Annotated in this window: 18 protein-coding genes and 1 other annotated feature; of the genes, 2 read left to right on the top strand and 16 right to left on the bottom strand. The window is 54.1% G+C overall.

The annotated features are described in order from the left end of the window. Window positions 1–62: 62 nt before the first annotated feature. The gene (locus AC22LX_RS16640) at window positions 63–1,385 is read right to left on the bottom strand and encodes a 6-phospho-alpha-glucosidase (RefSeq protein WP_020077628.1); all 1,323 of its coding nucleotides are present in this window, start codon (window positions 1,383–1,385) and stop codon (window positions 63–65) included. Further along, window positions 1,382–3,004, bottom strand: a complete 1,623-nt coding sequence (locus tag AC22LX_RS16635) for an alpha-glucoside-specific PTS transporter subunit IIBC (protein ID WP_049059678.1) — start codon at window positions 3,002–3,004, stop codon at window positions 1,382–1,384. The genes AC22LX_RS16640 and AC22LX_RS16635 overlap by 4 nt, the downstream gene beginning before the upstream one ends. Window positions 3,005–3,302: 298 nt before the next feature. Between AC22LX_RS16635 and AC22LX_RS16630 the strand changes: the two genes are divergently transcribed. Next, window positions 3,303–4,049 carry a GntR family transcriptional regulator gene (locus AC22LX_RS16630; protein ID WP_049059680.1) on the top strand — a complete coding sequence of 249 codons (747 nt, stop codon included), beginning with the start codon at window positions 3,303–3,305 and terminating at the stop codon, window positions 4,047–4,049. Here the strand turns inward: AC22LX_RS16630 and AC22LX_RS16625 are convergent. The 5 genes from AC22LX_RS16625 to ibpA all read right to left on the bottom strand — a co-directional run bounded on the left by AC22LX_RS16625 (window position 4,017) and on the right by ibpA (window position 8,002). Then, the gene (locus tag AC22LX_RS16625; protein WP_049059679.1) at window positions 4,017–5,678 is read right to left on the bottom strand and encodes a putative transporter; all 1,662 of its coding nucleotides are present in this window, start codon (window positions 5,676–5,678) and stop codon (window positions 4,017–4,019) included. The genes AC22LX_RS16630 and AC22LX_RS16625 overlap by 33 nt on opposite strands. Before the next feature lie 514 nt (window positions 5,679–6,192). Further along, the gene (locus tag AC22LX_RS16620) at window positions 6,193–6,474 is read right to left on the bottom strand and encodes a hypothetical protein (protein WP_343203489.1); all 282 of its coding nucleotides are present in this window, start codon (window positions 6,472–6,474) and stop codon (window positions 6,193–6,195) included. Beyond that, entirely contained in the window at window positions 6,471–6,809 is a 339-nt protein-coding gene (locus AC22LX_RS16615; RefSeq protein ID WP_343203488.1) for a hypothetical protein, read from the bottom strand. The genes AC22LX_RS16620 and AC22LX_RS16615 overlap by 4 nt, the downstream gene beginning before the upstream one ends. Window positions 6,810–7,043: 234 nt before the next feature. Further along, the gene (ibpB, locus tag AC22LX_RS16610) at window positions 7,044–7,472 is read right to left on the bottom strand and encodes a small heat shock chaperone IbpB (protein WP_015369047.1); all 429 of its coding nucleotides are present in this window, start codon (window positions 7,470–7,472) and stop codon (window positions 7,044–7,046) included. A gap of 116 nt (window positions 7,473–7,588) precedes the next feature. After that, entirely contained in the window at window positions 7,589–8,002 is a 414-nt protein-coding gene (gene ibpA / locus AC22LX_RS16605) for a small heat shock chaperone IbpA (RefSeq protein WP_015703892.1), read from the bottom strand. After that, window positions 7,996–8,070: a sequence feature (ROSE (Repression Of Heat Shock gene Expression) occurs in the 5'-region of heat shock genes and acts as an RNA thermometer to modulate expression.), on the bottom strand. Its footprint overlaps the gene before it by 7 nt. Window positions 8,071–8,303: 233 nt before the next feature. On the opposite strand from ibpA, the gene AC22LX_RS16600 reads away from it, so the two are divergent. Further along, window positions 8,304–8,633: a YceK/YidQ family lipoprotein gene (locus AC22LX_RS16600; protein WP_020077625.1), complete on the top strand. Its 330-nt coding sequence runs from the start codon at window positions 8,304–8,306 to the stop codon at window positions 8,631–8,633. A 1-nt stretch (window position 8,634) separates the two neighbouring features. On the opposite strand, the gene AC22LX_RS16595 is transcribed toward AC22LX_RS16600, so the two are convergent. From AC22LX_RS16595 to yidA, 9 genes are all read right to left on the bottom strand, one after another. Then, window positions 8,635–9,861, bottom strand: a complete 1,227-nt coding sequence (locus AC22LX_RS16595; protein ID WP_049060498.1) for a YidR family protein — start codon at window positions 9,859–9,861, stop codon at window positions 8,635–8,637. 51 nt (window positions 9,862–9,912) lie between these two features. Continuing rightward, complete coding sequence (locus AC22LX_RS16590; RefSeq protein ID WP_032706561.1) at window positions 9,913–11,250, bottom strand: MFS transporter; 1,338 nt, start codon at window positions 11,248–11,250, stop codon at window positions 9,913–9,915. Window positions 11,251–11,424: 174 nt separating this feature from the next. Continuing rightward, window positions 11,425–12,573, bottom strand: a complete 1,149-nt coding sequence (gene dgoD, locus AC22LX_RS16585; RefSeq protein WP_016946147.1) for a galactonate dehydratase — start codon at window positions 12,571–12,573, stop codon at window positions 11,425–11,427. Further along, window positions 12,570–13,187, bottom strand: coding sequence for a 2-dehydro-3-deoxy-6-phosphogalactonate aldolase (locus AC22LX_RS16580; protein WP_487334103.1), 618 nt, complete (start codon window positions 13,185–13,187; stop codon window positions 12,570–12,572). Before AC22LX_RS16580 ends, dgoD begins: the two co-directional genes overlap by 4 nt. Next, window positions 13,171–14,049, bottom strand: a complete 879-nt coding sequence (locus AC22LX_RS16575; RefSeq protein WP_049059246.1) for a 2-dehydro-3-deoxygalactonokinase — start codon at window positions 14,047–14,049, stop codon at window positions 13,171–13,173. The genes AC22LX_RS16580 and AC22LX_RS16575 overlap by 17 nt, the downstream gene beginning before the upstream one ends. Beyond that, window positions 14,046–14,735: a D-galactonate utilization transcriptional regulator DgoR gene (dgoR, locus tag AC22LX_RS16570; protein ID WP_015369039.1), complete on the bottom strand. Its 690-nt coding sequence runs from the start codon at window positions 14,733–14,735 to the stop codon at window positions 14,046–14,048. The genes AC22LX_RS16575 and dgoR overlap by 4 nt, the downstream gene beginning before the upstream one ends. Window positions 14,736–14,968: 233 nt before the next feature. After that, window positions 14,969–16,114 (bottom strand): BamA/TamA family outer membrane protein, encoded by a 1,146-nt coding sequence (locus tag AC22LX_RS16565; RefSeq protein ID WP_063447576.1) that lies wholly within the window; start codon window positions 16,112–16,114, stop codon window positions 14,969–14,971. Continuing rightward, the gene (locus AC22LX_RS16560) at window positions 16,111–17,124 is read right to left on the bottom strand and encodes a hypothetical protein (protein WP_072251479.1); all 1,014 of its coding nucleotides are present in this window, start codon (window positions 17,122–17,124) and stop codon (window positions 16,111–16,113) included. Before AC22LX_RS16560 ends, AC22LX_RS16565 begins: the two co-directional genes overlap by 4 nt. 315 nt (window positions 17,125–17,439) lie before the next feature. After that, window positions 17,440–18,252, bottom strand: a complete 813-nt coding sequence (gene yidA, locus AC22LX_RS16555; protein ID WP_032715358.1) for a sugar-phosphatase — start codon at window positions 18,250–18,252, stop codon at window positions 17,440–17,442. Window positions 18,253–18,432: the final 180 nt, after the last annotated feature.

Genomic DNA, 18,432 nt, shown 5'->3' with positions numbered 1-18,432 from the left:
ATAGCCTAAATCACGAACAGGAGAGAAGAACCGGCACCCGATGGATGCCGGTAAAACGAGGGTTAATGCAGCTCAGGCCAGTACGCTTTATTGGCGGCAATCAGGTCATCGAGGATCGCTTTCGCCACCGAGGCGCTCGGTACGGTTTTCGATAGCGTAATCGCCTGCCACAGCTTGTGATATGAACGCTGCTCCCACGCATCCACCACCAGTTTTTCCACCGCCACCTGCTGGCTCATCATCCCTTTCTGGAAATGCGGAATATCGCCCACCGTCAACGGCTCCGGTCCGTTATGACCGACCAGACAAGGGATCTCTACCATCGCGTCGGCATCAAAGTTATGGATTGCGCCATTGTTCGGCACAATCAACAACATTCGTTCCTGAGTGTTAAAGGCGATAGCCGTCGCTAAATCGACGATATACGACGCGTGTTCGTCAATCTCCAGATCGCCCGCGGAAGATTTACCGGCGGCAATAATCGCCCGGCAGGCGCTAAAGACGTTTTTCTCCCGATGATCCATTACCTCATTCGCGCGGGTACGTTCCGGGTTGGAGTGCGCGACCACGTAATCCGGGAACAGATAATATTTCAGGTAAGTGTTTGGCATCGTTTGCGGATCCAGCGCCTGTACATCTTTCGCTTTGGCAAACGTATCGTTCCAGCTGGCTTCGGTGTGCGGGTCATTTGATGGCGGTACATAGCCGTATTTCGCCACATACTCGCGCAGTTTCGGCATCAAATCGTTGCCGTCGAGATCTTCAATCGAGGTCCACCAGCCGAAGTGATTAAGGCCGTAGTAACGCACGCGCATCTGTTTGCGGTCTTTCAGCCCGACGATTTGCGCCATCCGCCCTTCAATGCCGATCGGCATATCGCAAATATTGAGAATTTTAGCATTAGGCCGCAGGCGACGGGTGGCTTCAGCCACTATCGCCGCCGGGTTGGAGTAGTTGAGCATCCAGGCGTTTGGCGAATATTTCTCCATATAATCCACCAACTCCAGCACGCCGCCGATAGAGCGCATACCATAGGCAATCCCGCCCGGTCCGCAGGTTTCCTGACCCAACACGCCGTGGCGCAGCGGTATTTTTTCATCTTGCTCGCGCATCGGGTATTTGCCGACGCGGATGTGCGCCATCACGAAGTCGACATCGCTAAAGGCGGCCTGCGGGTCGGTGGTGTAGCTGAACTCAATCTCTGGCGCCTGTTCTTTGAGGATAATTTTACAGGCTTCGGCGATAGTCTCCTGACGCGCGCCGTCGTTGTCATAAAATTTTAGCGCCCGCAGCGGGAAACGATCGCGGTTTGCCAACAGCATTAAAACGATGCCAGGGGTAAAGGTGCTGCCGCCGCCTGCGATAACAACTGAGAATTTTTTCATGATACTGCCTCCGTCATGGTGGTGTGTTCGGTCGATAAAGAATCTTTCATTAAGGTTTCCAGCTGGTCGCGAACCTGCGGGACATGCAGACCAACAATGACCTGAATGCCGTTGCCGCGGCGGACCACGCCGTGAGCGCCGAGTGCTTTAAACACCTCGTCGCTTTGCGTTTTCGCCATATCCACCAGCGCGATACGCAGTCGGGTGGCGCAGTTATTGATGCTTTCAATATTGCCGGCCCCGCCCAGCGCCTGCAGGAAGCCGGCGGCCTGACCCAGCTTGTTTTCCGCAACTGCCGCCACGCTGGTTTTACCGCGCGCCTCCTGATAATCCGCTTTGCTGTAAAGCTTGATTTCGCTGTCTTCGCGACCCGGCGTTTTCAGGTTCAGGCGCAGGATCAGGGTGCGGAAGATGACGAAGTAGATGCCGGTAAAGCAGACGCCGATGCCTATCTGGATAAACATCATCGACGCGTGGTGATGGAACATCGGGATCCAGTTTTGCGGCAGGAACTGATCGAGCAGGCCGCCGCCGAAGTTCCCCACGACGCCGCAGATATACATCACCGTCGCCATGGTGGCCGCCAGCAGCGCATGCACGGCAAATAGCAGCGGTGAGATAAACAAGAAGGTAAACTCGAGTGGCTCGGTAATGCCCACCAGCACCGCGGTCAAAGTGGCGGGGATCAGCAAACCGGCGACCTTCACCCGGTTTTGCGGCGCGGCGGTGAAGTAAAGCGCCAGCGCAATACCCACCGAACCAAAGACTTTCGAATTGCCATGCAGCGCAAAACCGCCCTCAGGGAACAGCGCTTTCAACGGTTCAACGCTCTGGCTAAATTCCTGCAGATGCTGCGCCCAGTAGACCTGGATGCCGCCTTCCACTACCGCCGGACCAAAGATAAATGGCCCATAGACAAAGTGATGCAGGCCGGTCGGGATCAAAATGCGCTCAAGAAAGATGTAAACCCACACCCCGAGCGCGCCGGCTGAGCGCAGGAAAGCCTGCAGCGACTCAATCCCCATCTGTACCTTCGGCCAGCCGAGCAGCGTAAGCCAGGCACAAGGGATCATCGCGAGAAAGGCAACTATCACCACGAACGACGATCCCTGAAAAATACCGAGGAACACCGGCAGCGGTTTATCGAAGTAACGATTGTGCAGCGCGGTGACGATGCCGGAGATAACGATGGCCCCGATAATGCTGGTATCCAGGGTTTTAATCCCGGCAATCATCGTCAGGCCGCTTCCCGCCGTGGGATCCAGGGTGAAATCAACGCCGAAGAAGTGGCCCCAGGTCATCCCCATGGCGTTGATGAAGTAGTTCCAGGTAAGAAAACTGACCAGTACCGCCAGGCAGGCCCGGCCCTGGGCCTGCTTCGCCAGGCCAATCGGCAGGCCGACGGCGAAAATCAGCGGCATATTACGAAAGACGGTCCAGCCGCCCTCTTCAATGATGTGAACAATTTGCGCGAACAGGCTATCGGGTGCGGTGAGCGCTTCGCCGACAAACATCGGATTACGCAGCATAATGGCGATACCCACCACAATCCCGGCGAATGGGAACAGCAAAACCGGGGTAAACATGGCGCCGCCAAAGCGTTGTATTTGACTGAGCATTTGAAAATCCTCATGTAACAACTCGTAGGGTAAGTGGCCTTTTTTTTGTTCTTTACCGGCCTGCTTCGAGCATAGGAATTCGCCCCGTCGGCAACATGCTGCGCCGCTGCGATTCGTGATCGCATTCATGGTTTTAATTCGGTCAATGTTGTCTACTTTTTGCGTAAAACATAGACACGATGAATTGAGGTGACGAAATCAATGTCACTTATAGTTTTTAATTTATTGTTTTTTATAATTTTATAATTCACGTCAGCTGGCTATCGCTGATTCATCAATGACGAATAGAGGTCTACTGGTGATCTACAAATCTATTGCTGACAAACTGCGTTTACGGCTCAACTCTTCCGATTTCAACATTGGCAGCCCGTTACCGGGCGAGAAAAAACTGGCGCAGGAGTTCGGCGTGGCGCGCATGACGATTCGCAAAGCCATTGACCTGCTGGTGGAAAGTGGATTAGTGGTGCGCCGCCAAGGCTCCGGCACCTATGTCGCGCGCAAAGATGTACACCATGAGACCAGCAACCTGACCGGGCTGGCGGAAGTTCTGCGCCAGCAGGGTAAAGAAGTGGTAAGTCAGGTATTGGTATTCGAAGTGATGCCCGCGCCGCCGGCTATCGCCAGTCAGCTGCGAATTAAAATTGATGAACGGATCTATTTCTCACGCCGGGTGCGCTACGTCGATGGTAAACCGCTAATGCTGGAGGACAGTTATATGCCGGTTAAACTGTTCCGCCATCTGTCGTTGGGTCATCTGGAGGGGTCGAAGTTCGACTATATCGAGAAAGAGTGCGGTATCACCATCAGCGGCAACTATGAAACCCTCACCCCGGTACTGGCGGATAAACAGCTGGCACGCTCAATGAACGTGCCGGAGCAGACGCCGCTGCTGCGCATTACCTCGCTTTCCTACAGCGATAGCGGCGAGTTTCTTAACTATTCCGTGATGTTCCGCAACGCCAGCGAGTATCAGGTGGATTACCACCTGCGCCGGGTCCAGGCACAGAGCCCGCTAACTCAACCCCCAGAACAGCACGGCCAGTAGTTGAGGGGTGATTATCCGCAGGAACATCACCAGCGGATAAACCGTGGCGTAGGAGAGCGCCGCCGCGCCGCTGGTGGCGTGCAGGTTGTTGGCGAAGGCCAGCGCCGGCGGGTCGGTCATTGAGCCCGCCAGCATGCCGCAGAGGGTCAGATAGTTCATCTTCGCCAGCATCCGCGCCACTATGCCCACCGTCAGCAGCGGGATAGCGGTGATGAAAATACCGTAGGCGATCCAACTTAGCCCCTCGCCGTGGAGCAGGGTGTCGACAAAATCGCCGCCGGATTTCAGCCCCACCACCGCCAGAAACAGCACGATACCGAGTTCGCGCAGCGCCAGGTTGGCGCTCGGCGGCATAAACCAGTACAGCTTACCGATGCTGCCGATACGCCCGAGGATGAGCGCCATAATTAGCGGCCCGCCGGCCAGCCCCAGTTTTAACGCCGCCGGGAAACCGGGAATAAACAGCGGAATAGACCCCAGCAGCACCCCGAGACCAATGCCGATAAACACCGGTAGCATTTGTACCTGCTGCAGCTTTTGCTGCGCGTTGCCGAGTTCATTAGCCACCGCATCAATGGCCTGAGGCCGTCCAACTAAGTTAAGAATGTCGCCAAACTGCAGGCTGGCATGGCTGCTGGCCACCAGCTCAACCCCGGCGCGATTAAGCCGCGAAATCACGACGTCATAGCGTTGTTTAAAGTGCAGATCGCGGATTTTCTTCCCTAATACCTTCTCGTTAGTGACCACCACGCGTTCCACTTTGAGATCGGTACCGCGCGTTGAGAGCGAAGTCGCCACTTCTTTACCAATCACCAACTGCGCGTTATGTAAATCTTCCGGCCGCCCGACCAGGTGCAGCAGGTCGCCATGCTGGATAAGCGTAGCCGGCGCCGGCACCATCAATAGCTCATCGCGCTTCAACCGCGAGCAGATAATTTTGTCGCTGTTGAGCATTGGCACGTCCTGAATCGCCATATTATTTAGATTCGGGTTTTCCACCCGCACGTTAATGGTATGCAGATGAGCATGGCCGTTACCGCTGCTCTCATCAAACTGCTGCGCCTCTTTTTCCACATTGATGCGAAAGAACAGCCGCACCAGCCACATGGTCAGCAGAATGCCGCAGATACCAAACGGGTAGGCCATCGCGTAGCTCATCCCCATCTGATCGACGACATCAAACGGCAGGCCAAGATCGCGCAGGATTTGCTGCCCGGCGCCAAGCGCGGGGGTGTTAGTGACCGCCCCAGAGAAGATGCCGAGAACGACCGGAAGCGGAATATTGAACAGTTTATGCAGGATCGCAGTCACCAGTCCGCCAAGTACGACGATAAGGATCGCGAACAGATTGAGCTTAAGGCCGGAGACGCGTAACGAGGCAAAAAAGCCCGGACCGACCTGAATACCGATGGTATAAACGAAGAGAATAAGGCCAAATTCCTGGATGAAATGCAGCATCGGGCTGCTCAGCGTAATCCCTGCCTGATCCACGAAGTGGCCCACGATAATGCCGCCAAACAGCACGCCGCCGATACCAAAGCCAACGCCGCGGATTTTGACATTGCCGATCCACAATCCCACCACCGCAACCAGCGCCAACACGCTGACGGTCAATGCTATATCACTCATACTATTTTCCCTGTGAATAACATTATCATTAACAGGGATTATGACTGCTGCCGGGTGGGTTGTATGCCGCATGGCGCACAATAATTGCGGAGTAGCTCCGCTACTCGGGAGCATTTTCTTTTTTGCAGCACTTTTTACTCGACAGGCGCAGTAGGGACGCCGCTGCAAGGTGCGCTTTGCGTAGAAGACTCGAGGGGCCTGCGGATTTTGAATCGATCGTTATTGAAGCTCCTCATCATTAAAATACATCCTACTTAACATAGCGGGCAAAGACATAAATAATAAAAATAACAAATACCCCCACAGGCCAAACAGGACCTTCAGGGAAAAATCTGAAAAACACAACGGCGAATATAACAACCAACAAAGCTGGAACATAAGCTGATATTAACGTTTTAAAAAACCGTTTCAAAAGTGACTTCACAAACCCCATATCATCTACCTAATCATTCGTTTAATAATATCAGCAATATCATCATCAGAGATTTGATGCACTCTAAATGCACCGGCCTTTTCAAATATAGATGAGACAAGAAAAATACATCATTTCCAGCCCCTTTGAATATAATGCAAAATAATACCATGGATGAAGCGAGCGCAGTTGATTAGCACTCTCAGCAGCTTTTTGTACAATGCCATATACTCCAGCAATCCCAACAGCTATACCAGCAGCCCGACCGGTTAATGCACTCATGCTAAAGCTTACATTTGTACTTACTGCGACAGCCGATGCCACCCCCAGAGAAAAGCCCTGTTGTGTCAAGGTGCTTGCTGCTATGTGAATATTTACAGTCATGAGGATTTTTTTATTTTTTCTAATTGCTGTGTCGTTTTGGACTTAAAAACCTCATCAAAATAAACCTTAACCATTTCAAAAACCACACTATCCCCTTCAATAACACGACCAAGACCTATTGTAAATCTTATATCCTCTTGCTTTTGTTGCTTGCAGACATCCTGATATTCACTGGTAAAGCATGAGGAATAATACAACGCTCTTTTAGCTCCTGAACCTATCATTTCAATCTGATTTGACACCCCCACTCTGACACTGGACAGAGCCCTATCAAATTTCAAAGCTAAGATTCTATTATTTTTAAAATATCCCTGAACTTCATTCCGGTAGTACATATCGCTCCTTGCTTCATTTATCATAATAGCTGTTAACAGCATCACTGGAACGGGTGGCCGCTCCCCTCACTTCAAGTGACTGCCGTTCATTCATAACATATCCCTTGTTTTAGTAAGCTTATATGGCAAGCATTCGTTTTTAAACTGAAACATCTGTTGCAGCAAGGTGATTTAATGCGCTTTCACGCACAAAAAAGCCCCGAGTTATCGGGGCTTGAAAGCGATGTGGCTTAATTAACTATTCAGCGCCGGGCGCTCGCTAATGGCGATACGCTGCGGGGCGGCGACTTCCGGCTCGTGGCGGGTTAAGTCGATATGCAATAAGCCATTGGTAAAGGTGGCGCCGGAGACTTCCATATTATCCGCGAGGGTGAAACTCAGGCTGAAGGCCTGATTCACCAGCCCCTGATGCAGCCATTTGGTCTCTTTTTCAGCCGCCTGCGGCGTGCCTTTAACGGTCAGACGCGTACCTTCCAGCTGAATATCCAAATCTTCCTGACGGAACCCGGCTACCGCGAGGGTAATGCGGTAATGGTTATCGTCGCTTTTTTCGATGTTATAGGGCGGGAAGGTTTGGCTTTCACCGGCGGTTTGCAGGGCGTTAGCCAGTTTGTCAAAACCGATCCATTGACGCAGCAGTGGGGATAAATCGTAGTTACGCATAGTGTTTTCTCCTTCTGAGAAGCGAGTAGGTACCTGCGAATTCAGCGAATTCGCATCTGCTCCCTGACGGCGAGCAAGTTGTTTATTCAGGCCGCCGCGCGGCCTGAAGCGGGCAATTAGTTAATTTCGATACGGCGCGGTTTGTTCGCTTCCGGAATCACGCGTTCCAGATCGATATACAACAGGCCGTTGACCAGGTTAGCGCCGCGAATATGAATGTTATCGGCGAGCTGGAATTTACGCTCGAAGTTGCGCTCCGCGATCCCCTGGTACAGGTAGGTGCGCTCTTTCTGCTCGGCGGCATGGGAGCCTTTCACCACCAGAAGATTGTCTTGCGCGGTTATCTCTAATTCGCTTTCCGCAAAACCGGCGACGGCAATCGCGATGCGGTAATTGTTTTCGTCCACTAATTCAACGTTATACGGAGGGTAGCCGCCGTTGCCCTGGCTTTGATTATTTTCTAACAGGTTGAACAGACGGTCGAAACCAATAGCAGAACGATAAAGCGGGGAGAGATCGAAATTACGCATAGTAAATAGCTCCTGAAATCAGCGAGAATTCAATGGCTTTCCATCATGGACAAGCCGTTATGACCCGGAATACCCCTCAGGCGTATCCTCATTGGGTGACACTACTAAAATGGGTGTGCCCCGACGCTTTTCAAGGCCTTTTCGGCCAAATTTTTTTGCAGTTTGCTGGCGAATGCTTAGACTGGTTGCAAAGCACAAAAGGCAAAGTGCGATACTCGCCACAGTGCAGTGCAATAACGCTAGGCATTCACGGGACGGCTCGTTATAACCGAAGTAACCCCGATAAAATGACGGAAGAGTGATGAAAAGCGGATTGTTAAAGCTGGTCCTGTTCAGCGGGATGATTAGTGTGGGCGGTTGCTCCAGCGTAATGTCGCATACCGGCGGCAAGGAAGGAACCTACCCAGGCACGCGCTCCAGCGCCCATACGCTGGGCGACGACGACACCAACTGGGGCGTGAAATCGCTGGTGGCCCTCGATATGCCGTTCACCGCGGTCATGGACACGCTGCTGCTGCCGTGGGATATGTTCCGCACCGACAGCTCGGTAAAATCGCGCGTCGAGAAAAGCGAGCAGGAGACGCTGGCGACCAACTCCGTTATCCCGCCAGCGCCAATGCCTTCGCGCTAAGCTAGCGCTGCATTTCGGTTATCCATAACTGGCGATAACCGTCGACGTCTTCCATCCACGCCAGGTATTTGCCATCCGGCGAAAATACGACGGCATCCGCGGACGGCGGATTTTCGCGATCGGTCGTCAAATAACTTACCGCGCCGCTGCGGGCATCGCAGAGCGCGATTTTGTTTTCCACCACGCATCCCAGCCACGCGCCCGATGGATGCCAGTTAAACGCCGACTGAATCCCCGTAGCAGTATGTGTTAACTGACGCGGCTCGCCGCCCGCAGGCGGGATAAGCCACAGCTGTACAACGCCTGCATCATCACGCATCAGAAAGGCGATCTCGGTGGCCTGCGGATTGGCGCGTACCCAATGGCGCGGCACATTCACCAGCCCCGGATAGCGGCGCTGGTGGGTAAAGGTCAAACGACGCTGGCTGACGCCTGCCGGCGGCGCGGGCATCGTCGTTGCACTTCCGGCCAGCGGCGCATCGCCCTGCCGCTTCCACCCTGCCTCATCCCGGGGCAGCGTCACAATAAACAGTTCAGGCACTTTGTCGCCGTTTTCCGCCAGCGTATCGCCGATAAAGGCTAGTGCATGATTGCCGACCCACCCCTCTTCATAAGCGCGATTGATCTCATCGCTGCCGGGTCCTGGGTTCGCCGTGGTACGGCTTACCAGCACGCACCAGTGGCTGCCGGCATATTCGCGTGGATGGGTGCCCTGCGGGCTCACCGGGCCATAGGGCGCGGCTACGCCAACGTTGCGCAGATCCAGCGCCGGATCGTATTCGTGAAGTACGTGGTCGTTATAGGTGAAGCTAACGAACTGGCCGTCAGGGCTGAAGACATGAACATGGCTGCCGCCGCGCAGCGCGCCGGGAGTATAAGGCGCGGTAATATCCAGCGCATCCAAATTGCGGGTTTCACCCTGCCAGTTAACCACCCCGCGACGGTGATGAAAATCGTAATGCCAGTTGGCGTCCGGGTGTTCCGGGCCGTGAATAAAAACGTATTTATCTTGCGTCGGGTGTACGGTGACCACGCCAACGCAGGCGCCGTCAGCGGCGCGATACAGCGTTTCAACGGCGCCGCTATGGATATTCACCCGTTCAATGGTCTCGCCGGTGAAAGAGGCCCCCGACGGGCGCACGTCGAAAACCAGCCACTGGCTGTCCGGGGTCCAGGTATTGATATTGGTAAGCTGATGATGACGGGGAGCAAAAGTGACTTGTTTCATGACGATACCCTGATGCGAGACTTACGCATCAGGGTATCGTATCACCAAAATTTAGCCTACACGTTTCACATCGCCGACCAGCAGGATATAAGACAGCGCGCCTATCAGCGCCACCACGGAGATATAAACCAGCGCCGGGCCAAAGCCGTAATCCTGCGCCAGATAGCCAATCACCAGCGGGACGGTGATGCCGCCCAGCCCGCCAACAAAGTTAAAGACCCCACCGGTCAGGCCGATCAAGCGCATCGGCGCCAGGGAGGAGACCAGCGACCAGGTGATAGACGCAAAGCCGTTGCCGAAGAATGCCAGCGCCATCAACGCCATGATCCAAACGGGGTCGTTGGTATAGTTCGCCCCCATGATGCAGGTGGAGATCAGCAGCCCACAGATAATCGGCGTTTTGCGCGCCACGCCCAGCGAGTAGCCTTTTTTCACCAGCTTATCCGCCAGCCAGCCGGAGAGCAGGACGCCAAAAAACGCGGCGAGGAAGGGCACCGTGGTCATAAAGCCGGCCTTCAGCGCGGTGATGCCTTTTTCCTGGGTTAAGTAGTTCGGGAACCAGGTCAGGAAGAACCACAGCGTCGAGGTAACCGCGAACTGCCCAAGGTAAACGCCAACCAGCTTACGGTGAAAGACCAGCTTCCAGTCCGCTTTCGATAACGGTTGCCGCGCCTCTTTCTTCAGCGGCGCATCGCCATCCACCAGGCCGCCGCCGTCGCGGATATAGTCGAGTTCGGCTTTGCTGATGCTTTTAGTCAGGCGCGGCGGTTGATAAACCTTAAACCAGATTAACGACCAGATAATGCCGATACCACCGGTAACGATAAATACCCAGTGCCAGCTTAATAGCTCCTGGATCCAGATCAGTAGCGGCGTGAGGAAGGCCAGGCCCACAAATTGCCCCGAGGTATAAAACCCGACGGCGGAGGCGCGTTCGTGCTCCGGGAACCAACTGGTCACCATGCGGTTATTGGTCGGGAAGGCTGGCGCTTCGAAGATGCCGGTAATGGCGCGTAAACCAATCAGCGACATTAAGCCGGTGGCGAAACCTTGTAGCAACGTCGCCACCGACCAGCCAAATATAGCGATAAAGTAGGTAAGTCTGGATCCCACGCGGTCAAGGAACCAACCGCCAGGGATCTGACAGAGGGTATACAGCCAGGCAAAGGCGGAAAATACATAGCCCATTTCCGCTTTGCTAATACCAAACTCCTCCTGAATATGCGCCGAGGCGACGGCGAGGTTGGCGCGGTCAACATAACAAATAACCACGGTAATAAAGATCATGATGAGCGTCAGATAACGGCGACGCCCGGTTTTTACAGCGGTAACTGAAATATCCATCGCAATCTGTCTCCAGATTTTGGGCATAGCGAAGCCGCTCACCATGCCCGGTAATTTACAGAGGGTGTTTTTGTTTTTTATTTTTTACTTACGAATGCTCTAAATAGTTCACGTCGCAGGAAGGCGGCAAGATTGCAAATCCCCAGGAGCTTACATTAGTAAGTGACTGGGGTGCGCAATCGCAGCCAACGCACCTGTGGCGTGAAATATGAAGAGCATTTACCATTCGGCGACAGAGCCATCCTCATACCGCCACAACGGATTTCGCCAGTCCGGCGCATTTTTACTCAACTCAATCACGCGGGCCTCATCAATTTCTACGCCCAGCCCCGGCTTCATCAGAGGTTTAAAGAAGCCGCCTTCCATATTGAAATCTTCTTTATTTTTCACAAAATCAAGCAGTTCTGCACCTTTGTTGTAGTGGATCCCCATACTCTGCTCCTGGAAGACCGCGTTATGTGAAACGAAATCGACGTGCAGACAAGCCGCCAGCGCGATCGGCCCCAGCGGGCAGTGCGGCGCCAGCCCAACGTCATAGGCTTCCGCCATTCCGGCAATTTTATAGCATTCGGTAATACCGCCTGCGTGCGACAAATCGGGCTGTAAAATAGCCACCCCGCCCGCTTCCAGTACTCGTTTAAATTCAAAGCGCGAGAACATACGTTCCCCGGCGGCAATTGGAATATGCGTTTGCGCCGCCAGCCGTGGATAATATTCCGCCTGCTCGGCTAATACCGGCTCCTCAATAAATAATGGGCGATATGGCTCCAGCTCTTTAATTAATACCTTAGCCATCGGCGCGCTAACGCGGCCATGAAAATCGAGACCAAACTCAATTTCATTGCCAAACGCTTCGCGGATTTGCGCCACGGTATTCACCGCCGCATCAACCGCGCGGGAATTATCGATGAGCCCCATCTCTTCGCAGCCGTTTAATTTAAAGGTGTCGAAACCAATGCCGCGCAGTTTCTTAATCCCGTCAATCACTTCGGCGGGGCGGTCGCCGCCCACCCAGCTGTAGGCTTTAATTTTGTCGCGCACCAGCCCGCCCATCAGTTGCCAGACCGGGGCATTCAGGACCTTACCTTTAATATCCCATAATGCCTGGTCAATACCGGCGATGGCGCTCATCATAATCGGGCCGCCGCGGTAAAAGCCGCCGCGGTACATCACCTGCCACAGGTCATTAATCCGCGCCGGATCCTGGCCAATCAGGTAGTCGCCAAATTCATGAACGGCCGCCTCTACCGTGCGGGCGCGCCCTTCAATCACCGGTTCGCCCCAGCCGACGATGCCTTCATCGGTTTCAATTTTCAGGAACATCCAGCGTGGGGGTAAACGGTACGTGGTGATGTTGGTTATTTTCATTTCACTGCCTCTCGATACGCTTTTACGAATGCGGCTGCCTGCTGCGCGGTACGTTCAACCAGCTGGCCGGCGCGATAGAGATCGCTACCCAGCCCTGCCCCCACACAGCCGGCATTAATCCACTGCGCCAGGTTTTCCGGCGTCACGCCGCCGACGGCAAAGACCGGAACCTCCGGCGGTAGCACGGCTTTCAACGCTTTGATGTAATCCGGGCCAAAAGCCGATGACGGGAAAATTTTCAGCGCCTGCGCGCCAGCATCCAAGGCGCTGAAGGCTTCGCTGGCGGTGGCGCAGCCTGGGCACACGGTCATGCCGTAACCCACCGCACGCCGGATCACTTCCGGTTGAATGTTTGGCGTCACAATCAGCCGACAGCCCATGGCCGCCAGCCTGTCGACCTGCTCCGGTTGCAGCACGGTGCCCGCACCGATAAGCGCCTGCTCGCCGTAAGCGTCGACGACCTGCGGAATACTTTTATCCCACTGCGGCGAGTTCAGCGGGATTTCGACCGCGTCGAAACCGGCGTCGATAACGGCGCCAACGTGAGCCAGCGCCTCGTCTGGCGTAATACCGCGCAGGATAGCGATAAGCGGAAGGTTAGTTTGCCACTGCATAAGCGATGCTCCTTATTCCTGTCTGAAATGCCGTATCGCCCGCAACCGCGGTGACTTCGCGGCCAATGGCGGCGAATGCCTGCTGATAGCGGGACGTTAACGATGCCCCGGCGACAAGGCTAATAGCCTGCTGCCCGGCGAACGTGTCGCTGAGGGTGGCAACTTCAGCGCCAATCAGCAGACCGGAAAGAAATTCGCTAACCTGCTCGCGAGGCAGCGCGCCCAGCACATGCGAAGCGCGAACTTCAAACAGCTGCGGCAGGACGGCGGGGTTGTTGATACCGCGCTGCAGACCGGCCGCGAATGCGTCGGTGGACGTCTCCTGCGGCGGTAAGCCGGCGCCCACCAGCGAGTGCTGAAGCAACAGATGATGCAACTCACCGGTCAAAACGGTACGAAAATCGTGAATTTGCAGGCGATCGGCCAGTACCCACTTGCAGTGGGTTCCCGGCATCACGTAGACAGATGAAGGCGCTAAGGCGCGTGCGCCCAGCAGTTGCGTTTCTTCTCCACGCATGACGTTATGGTTATCGTCACGGGAAACGCAAAGACCGGGAATTATCCAGATATTGTCGCCAACGGCAGTTAACTGCTGGCCAATGTCCGAGAAAGCGGCAGGAAGCGGCAAATAGGGGGCGATTTTCCAGCCCACGTTGCTGCCAACCATACCTGCCATCACCACTGGTGTGGCGCCATCGCGCCAGTGTTGGGTAATTTCCGCTAACACCGCAGCGGGAGAGCGACCGTTCAGGCGCGTTACGCCTGCTTCAGATTGCCTGCTTTCCAGGCATTCTTCGCCCTGATAAAGCCAGGCGCGTAAATTCGTCGATCCCCAATCTATTGCGATGTAGCGAGCCGTCATGTGATTTCCTTGAGCCTTCGTGTCGAGCTGGCGATCATCGTCAACGCCGCCTGCTCCGCCGCGTCGCTATCCTGATGCCGAATGGCGTCAAATAGCGCTTTATGTTCCTGGAGGGTTTTCGGCATGTTGCCTTCATCGCCCATCCAGGTACGTTCAAATACCGCCCGCTGCAGCGAACTGATCGCCACGCTAAGCTGCTGCAAAACCGGGTTATGTACTGACTGCAGCACCGCTTCGTGGTAACGAATATCGGCCTCGTTAAAGGCATCCCGGTTTTGGTTGTTGGCGATCATGTCATTGAGCGCCGACTCGATTTCCGCCAGATCGCTTGAGGTGGCGCGTTCCGCCGCCCAGCGTGCAATGGCGGGCTCTACCAGATTACGCACTTCACTCATCGCGCTGATAAGACGCGGGTCATAATCATTTTCCAGTACCCACTGCAGAACCTCAGTATCGAGGTAGTTCCACTGGTTTCTGGGAGCGACAAACGCGCCGCGATAACGCTTCATTTCGATCAGCCGCTTCGCCATTAGCGAGCGAAACACTTCGCGGATGATGTTGCGCGAAGTTTCAAACTCTTCACACAGTTCCGCTTCGGCCGGTAGCGCCGAACCCGGTACGTACTTACCGCTGACAATCTGTTTGCCCAGCGTGATCACGATGCGATCGGTCTTATTGAGAGTCATGGAGAGTCCTTATGCTCTATGTGTACTGCTCTACTTTACCGTCGCTGTCGAATTTCGCCTCACTTTTGTACTACTAGCGTGATGTCAGGCGTCGTCGTCATGAGCTCAATGTAGTACAACATGATTGTGTTGTACTACAATTTAGATCACAAAAAGAACAACCCATAAAAATAAAAATGCCTGTGACCACGACAGATGGCGCCGTCAAATCAGGAAAGGAGGGTAAATAAGAGTTAGAACGCTTCGCCGACCTGGAAGTAAAAGCCGCTGCTGCCCTTACCGATACCGTAGTCGAGGCGAATATTAACCCGAGGTTTGAATTCAAAGCGGTAGCCGACGCCCGCCGAAGGTAGCCAGCGTCCATCATTCAGTGAATCAATGGATGGCCCCATGGTGCCCGCGCCGACCCAGGCAACAACGCCGTGTCGCCACGTCAACTGACGACGGTATTCAAGCTGAGAGCTGACCACGTTTTTGTCGCGGTAGCGCCCCTGGTAATAGCCGCGCATACGTTCATCGCTGCCGAGTAGCGGCATCATGCTCCACGGCACATCGCCCTGGGTGAAGGTGCCATCCGCTTCCCAGGCCAGCACGCTTTTATCGCTCAGGGCCTGATAGCGGCTGTAGTGCAGGCGAAACTCATCAAATCGCGTGTCGCTGCCAAGTCCCGGCGCATAGTGGGTATAGCGAAAATTGGCGTACTGGCCCTTGCGTGGGTTGGGGACAAAATCGCGATCGTCCCAGTTAATATCAATACTGGCGCCGGAGCTGAATACCGACGGCCCCTGTGGGGTGTTTTCTATTTTCGGCAGATCGTCATGGTCCATCTCATCGGCATTTTGCGCCGCCAGCGACCACCCCGCTCCCAGATAAACATTATCGATGAGCTGCCGGTAGACCATCGGGCGCAGGGTCAGCACCTGGGCGGTATATTTTTCTTTCTCATTGTCTTTGTCGCCGGCGTGAAAACCTTGTCCCCAGTAGTATGTCGGCGTGTTGGCCATTGAGCCTTCAACAAATACCCGCCACAAATCGTTGTCGAAAAAAGCATAGTTTTTAACGCTGAGGCCAAATGCGCCGGTGGAGCTAACGTAGCCGCTAAGCGTCAGCGTGGAGTTCTGGCTGATGGTGTCACTTGGGTCCGGGCGATACATGCCAACGACCGCCGTGCCCAGCCCAAGCCCCAGCTCCGGCGTATAAAATGGCCCCGGCATGACGCCCCAGTCGATGCCTTTGCTGGCGTCAAACTTGTCGCTGGCGCCAAGGTTTTGCAACCAGCCGTCGATTTTTTCGCGGCTGAGCGCCTGCGCCTGTGCCTGTGCCTGCCCAATAACAAGGCATGTTAGCAACAGCAGGATAGGGTTAAACAGTCGGCTCAAAAGCGATACTCGCCGGCGATAAAGAAGCTGTTACGTTCGGCAAAACCAAACTCCGTGGTGATATTAAAGTTCCGGGTCATCTCATACTGCGCGCCTACCAGCACGTTCCACGGCGACTGCAGATGCTGTTTCACATCAAAGCGACCGTTGCCGTTCTTGTTGGCAAGATTGACCATGTTTTGCAGCATCGTCGACGGCATCGACAGATCGTTCAGGCTGCCCTTAAATTCCTGCTGCACATCCTGATACATACTGCCTACCCAGACATTCAGCTTCCCGTTCGGCAGATGCAGCGCATCTACCGACGGCGTATTGAAACGATAGCCCAAACGCGGCGAAAAGGTAAAAGCATCAATGCTGCCGTCGAGAATATCAAAACGCGTCTGTGTATAGTTGGCATCTAATACCGTGAACCAGTTGCCGACGCCGCCCACCAGCGTGGTACCGACGCCGTAGGTAGTGCCTTTAAAATCAAGACGAAAATCAAGATCCTGCATACCTGGCATAGGTACTACTTTACCATTCGGCCCTTTCAGACCGACGGCGATTTGCGAGATAGAATGGCCTTTAGTATGTCCAACCAGGCCATAGACGTTCATAAACGGCAGCAGCCAGGCATCCAGCTTAAGGGTCTCGGTTTTACTGCTTTCCCGCGTATTACCGACGCCAATCTGGAAGGCGTTATCCAGTGAAAAATTACCTAACGATAAGCCGGTAAAATTAATGCTATCGACATTAATATTTTGCCGCATATCCATATAGTTAACGCCGACGCCAAACGGCAGCGGCAGGACGTAGCCGTGTTTTCTGGCTTCATCACCTAAAAAGGGCAATACCGATGTCGATTCCGGCGCCGCGGCCTGGCTATTGTCAGGCGCGGGCAGATCCGCCGGTTCGCTATCGTGCCAGGCGTATACGGGTTCAAGTTGGGTTGTTGGTTCTGCGGCCGCGCAGACCTGAAGAGAGGAGAAAGGCAGCGCAACCAACATCAAAAAGTGATTTTTATTCATAGGAAATATGATGTTAGTTATTAACGTATTGTTAAAAGGGGGCGGGTAGCTTATAGAATCCCGGATACTGATTAAGGGATTTAAATGCGGATTAACATCTATTCATGAAAAAAGAGAAGACAGGCCCGGAGAATTCCGGGCCTGAGATTGATGACAAACCTCATGCAACCGTTGCACTTACAGATTGCACCAGACAAAAAACATGGAAAATCAATTTATTGATTTTCGGTTGATAACCACAAAGAAGGAAAAACCACGCTTTTTCCTTCTTTGTCAGCAGTCTGAGGCCCGGAGAATTCCGGGCCCGAAATGCGCTTAGGCTAAAACGTATTTTTCAATGGCGAAGGCAACGCCATCTTCAAGGTTCGATTTGGTGACGAAATTCGCCGCTTCTTTAACGGTCGGGATAGCGTTATCCATCGCCACGCCGACGCCGGCAAATTCAATCATCGCGATATCATTTTCCTGATCGCCAATCGCCATAATTTCTTCCGGCTTGATGCCCAGCGTATCGGCCAGCGACTTCACGCCGGTGCCTTTATTGACGCGTTTATCGAGGATTTCGAGGAAGTACGGCGCACTTTTCAGCACGGTATACTTCTCTTTCACTTCCGCCGGAATACGGGCGATAGCCCGATCGAGAACGGCAGGCTCATCGATCATCATCACTTTCAGCAGCTGAATATTACGGTCCATCTTTTCTGCTTCGCAGAATACCAGCGGAATGGTCGCCACGTAGGATTCATGCACCGTGTAGTAGCTGATATCGCGGTTCGCGGTATAGAGCGTATTACGATCGAGCGCGTGGAAGTGCGAGCCAACTTCGCGAGAGAGTTGCTCAAGGAAGCGATAATCATCGTAGCTTAACGCCGTTTGCGCCACGGTGCTGCCGTCGCTGGCTTTCTGAACCAGCGCGCCGTTATAGGTGATGCAGTAGTCGCCCGGCTGTTCCATGTGCAGCTCTTTCAGGTAGCTATGGACACCAGCGTACGGGCGGCCGGTCGTCAGCACCACGTTAACGCCGCGGGCGCGCGCTGCCGCGATGGCGGTTTTCACCGCCGGAGAAATGGTATGGTCCGGCAGCAACAGCGTGCCGTCCATATCAATTGCAATCAGTTTAATAGCCATGGGATCCCCGGGTAAGATGAGTCTTCACTCATGCTAACGCGATTCCGCTCAAAAAACAGCTCTCGCAGCGGGAGAAAACGAGGATGGATTGCGCAGGCGGATTCCCCTTTTGCCGCAAAAGAAAAACCCGGCAGCGCAACGCGTACCGGGTTTAGCAAAACCGTAGCCCCGGTAGACATC

It is taken from the genome of Klebsiella sp. PK01 (assembly GCF_057624675.1).
The sequence above is the reverse complement of the archived record's forward strand: the minus strand, read 5'-3'. Positions and strand labels throughout refer to the sequence as shown.